4 protein-coding genes are annotated in these 3,359 nt (G+C 62.8%); 1 reads left to right on the top strand and 3 read right to left on the bottom strand.

Annotated elements, in window-relative coordinates; all coding sequences use genetic code 11:
- Both selD and senB read right to left on the bottom strand, forming a co-directional pair.
- Window positions 1-475: selenide, water dikinase SelD (gene selD, locus Q7T64_RS01450; protein WP_304789958.1), on the bottom strand; the 475-nt coding region annotated here is incomplete at its 3' end.
- A gap of 2 nt (window positions 476-477) precedes the next feature.
- Window positions 478-1,545, bottom strand: coding sequence for a selenoneine biosynthesis selenosugar synthase SenB (gene senB / locus Q7T64_RS01445; protein ID WP_370653236.1), 1,068 nt, complete (start codon window positions 1,543-1,545; stop codon window positions 478-480).
- Between senB and senA the strand changes: the two genes are divergently transcribed.
- On the top strand, window positions 1,536-2,723 hold the full coding sequence (gene senA, locus Q7T64_RS01440; protein ID WP_304789955.1) for a selenoneine synthase SenA: 1,188 nt from the start codon (window positions 1,536-1,538) through the stop codon (window positions 2,721-2,723). The two genes, senB and senA, sit on opposite strands and share 10 nt — an antisense overlap.
- A 135-nt stretch (window positions 2,724-2,858) precedes the next feature.
- Here senA and Q7T64_RS01435 read toward each other — a convergent pair.
- On the bottom strand, window positions 2,859-3,359 hold a 501-nt coding region (locus Q7T64_RS01435), incomplete at its 5' end, for a helicase-related protein (RefSeq protein WP_304789952.1).

Here is a 3,359-nt window from a genome sequence, read left to right as displayed (position 1 = left end):
GTCCCAGCACCACCAGCCCGTAGATGGGCTCCACCGAATCGATCGTATGGCCGCCGGCAATCGGTATGCCGGCTTCAGCGCAGATCGACTCGCCGCCGCGGATGATATTGCCGATCACGTCCAGCGGCAATTTGTCGATCGGCATGCCCACCAGCGCCAGCGCCATGATCGGCGTGCCCCCCATCGCATAGACGTCCGAGATCGCGTTGGTTGCAGCAATCCGGCCGAAATCGTAGGGGTCATCGACAATCGGCATGAAAAAATCGGTGGTCGCGATCAGCGCCTGCTGGTCATTGAGCCGGTACACGGCGGCATCATCTGCGGTCTCGATGCCGACCATCAATTCCTTGGGCACCGGAAAGCCGGCAGAGCGCTTGAGGATTTCGGCCAGTACGCCAGGTGCGATCTTGCAGCCGCAGCCGCCACCATGCGAGAAAGAGGTCAGCTTGACGGGGAGATCAGCGGGTGCGTTCATGTTCAGTCCTGTTCTGATGCGGGAAATGTGCGGGGAATCGGATTGGGATGCGGCAATGAATGCGGCATGGAATGCGGCATCGGTAGCGCATTATCCAATAGTTCGAGAACCCCCGCCTGCTCCCGTGCCGGCGCAAACAGCAGCGCGCGTTGCTGGCATTGACGGTGCAATTGTTCGCGATACGCGGAGTCGCCGTGTACCCGCCCGATCAGCAGCGCCAGCGCGGCGCTGTCTCCGAGCGGAAAGTAACCCGCATAGTCGCAGCCGAGCATGCCGCGATTGCCATCGATGTCGCTGGCCAATACCGGCACGCCGCTGGTGACCGCTTCAATGATGACATTGGCGCCGCCTTCCATATTGGAGGCGATGACCATCAAGTCGCTGTCGGCCAGTATCCGGCGTGTGCGTGGGTGTGGCAAGCCACCCAGCCATTCGTAATGCGGGCACGCCGCCGCCGTGCTTGCGGCCAGGTTTGCCAGCCCGACATCGAGCGCATGGCCAATATGCAGCAAGCGCACCTCAGATGCCTTCAGCAATTGTGCCGCCTGCATGTAGGTGGCCGGCATTTTTTCTTCGCGCAGGTGGCCGATCATGACTACCGTGAATGGCGTTCCTGCCGCGCGGGCCTGGCTTGGTGCAAGGGCGGGTGCAGACTGGTAGATCACACTGGTCTTGGCGCGCATGGCGCACGGCAACTGACCGAGCCCTGCCTCCTGCAACACGACCAGGTGGCTGGCCATGGCCAGCGAATGCCGTGCATCGTCGCTGGTATGGATATCGCGGTAGAGATCGGTACCTGTCAGCACCAGGATCAGCGGCGCATCGGGCTGGCGACGTGACCAGGCGTGGATGGCCGGGGCCGAACGTCGCGCATGGAGTGCGATCATCGCATCGGCTTGCGGCTGTCCATCCCAGGTATCGAGCAAGCGCACACGGTAGCGCTCGCGCACGAAACGCTGCCAGCGCGAGGCGGTCTGCCAATTGCCGTTATTGGCTTTTGCCGATGCCGGGCTGATAATAAGAACGAGCGGCTTGTCCGACATGGCCTGATAATCTTTCGATGAATTCACCTATTCGTACTGCCAGTCGCAGCGACCTGGCAAACGCGCTCACTGATGCGCGAAATTATACGCTCGCCCTGTTTGATTGCCTGGCCGAGGCCGGGCTGGATGTGCCGGCGCGCGTGCCGGTGCTGTCGATCGTCAATCCGCCCTTGTGGGAGCTGGGTCATATCGCCTGGTTTGCCGAGTGGTACATCCTGCGCGAAGCAGAATCAAGCCAGCCCGGCACTGCGCGCGGGCACTCGCTGCTGACCAAGGGCGACGACTGGTTCGATTCCAACCTGGTGCCGCACAAGGGGCGCTGGACGCAGGGCCTGCCGCCGGGGGGCGCACTCAAGACCTATTGCCGGGAAGTGCTGGACCGTGTGCTCGACAAACTGGGCCGATCGGCCGAAAACGCCGCCGCCTTGTATCCCTACCGGCTCGCACTGGCACATGAAGACATGCATGGCGAGGCCCTGGCTTACACATTGCAGACGCTGGGCGTCGCCACGCCGCCGCCGCCCGCCTGGCGCGCCATCCAGTCGTGGGCACAGGGCAGCATTCGCTTCCCGGGCGGCACCTTCGCGCTTGGCAGCGAACAGCAGGACTTCGTGTTCGACAACGAGCAATGGGCGCATCCGGTGCGACTGGACAGCTACGAGATGGACTCGACGCTGGTCACCAATGCCCAATATGCGGACTTTGTCGATGACAGCGGCTACGAGAATCCGCATTACTGGACCCAGGCCGGGCGAAGCTGGCTGATGTCGCAGGACCAATCTGCGCCGCGCTACTGGCGGCGCGACAACAAGAACTGGCGCTGTGCGCGTTTTGGGCACGACAGCGTACTGCTATCCAATGAGCCGGTGCGGCACGTCAATCTATACGAAGCGCAGGCGTATTGCATGTGGGCCGGCCGCCGCCTGCCGACTGAAGCCGAGTGGGAAAGCGCCGCACTGAGCCGTCATCCCGCGCTGCGCTGGGGCGACCTGTGGGAGTGGACCTGTTCGCGTTTCCTGCCTTATCCGGGGTTCGAGCCAGGGCCTTACCGCGAATATTCCGCGCCGTGGTTCGACTCCCACCAGGTATTGCGCGGCGCATCCTTCGCCACGCCGTCGCGGATGCGCTCACCGAAATTCCGCAATTATTACCTGCCCGAGCGCAACGATATTTTCGCCGGCTTCCGGACCTGCTCGATGAACTGATCCTGATCCGGCCCCTGATCCGGCCGGCATAAAAAAACGCATGGCAATTTGCATTGCCATGCGTTGGACTTCTGTTACGGCTGCCTGTCAGGGCCTGCGCTTTTCAGCGTGCCCCTGTCATGCGGCTCGCGTCAATCAACGATCGCCGTAGGAGCGACGTGCGCCGCCGGCATTGGCGCCGGTACGGCTGCCGTTGCCGCCGCCATTACCACCACCATTGCCAGCGCCATAGCCGCTTTCACGACGCGGTGCGCCCGGCTTGCTGAAGGTGCGCTGTGCCGGCTTGGCACGGCCGCGGTTGTCGCCTGGCTTCCAGTTCGAACCAGGACGTGCGGCGGATGCCGTTTTCTTTGGCTCGAAACCTTCGATCACGTCCACCGGAATCGATTGCTTGGTGAAGCGTTCGATCCGCTTGACGTTCATGCCTTCCTGGTGGTTGACCAGCGAAATGGCGATACCGTTGCGACCAGCGCGACCTGTGCGGCCAATGCGGTGGACATAGTCTTCCGGGAACTTCGGCAGGTCGTAGTTGATGACGTGGGTAATGGTCGGTACGTCGATGCCGCGGGCGGCAACGTCGGTGGCAACCAGTACCGTCACCTGGCCGCGACGCATGCTGTCGAGCGTGCGGTTGCG

It is taken from the genome of Lacisediminimonas sp. (assembly GCF_030645335.1).
Taxonomy (GTDB): Bacteria; Pseudomonadota; Gammaproteobacteria; order Burkholderiales; family Burkholderiaceae_D; genus Lacisediminimonas.
Note: the sequence above shows the minus strand (reverse complement) of the source record. Positions and strands in the feature narration are given on the sequence as shown.

Bases quoted from the DNA above. Each gene is read 5' to 3' on its own strand.
- senA (WP_304789955.1), top strand. From the start codon at position 1,536: ATGAATTCACCTATTCGTACTGCCAGTCGCAGCGACCTGGCAAACGCG.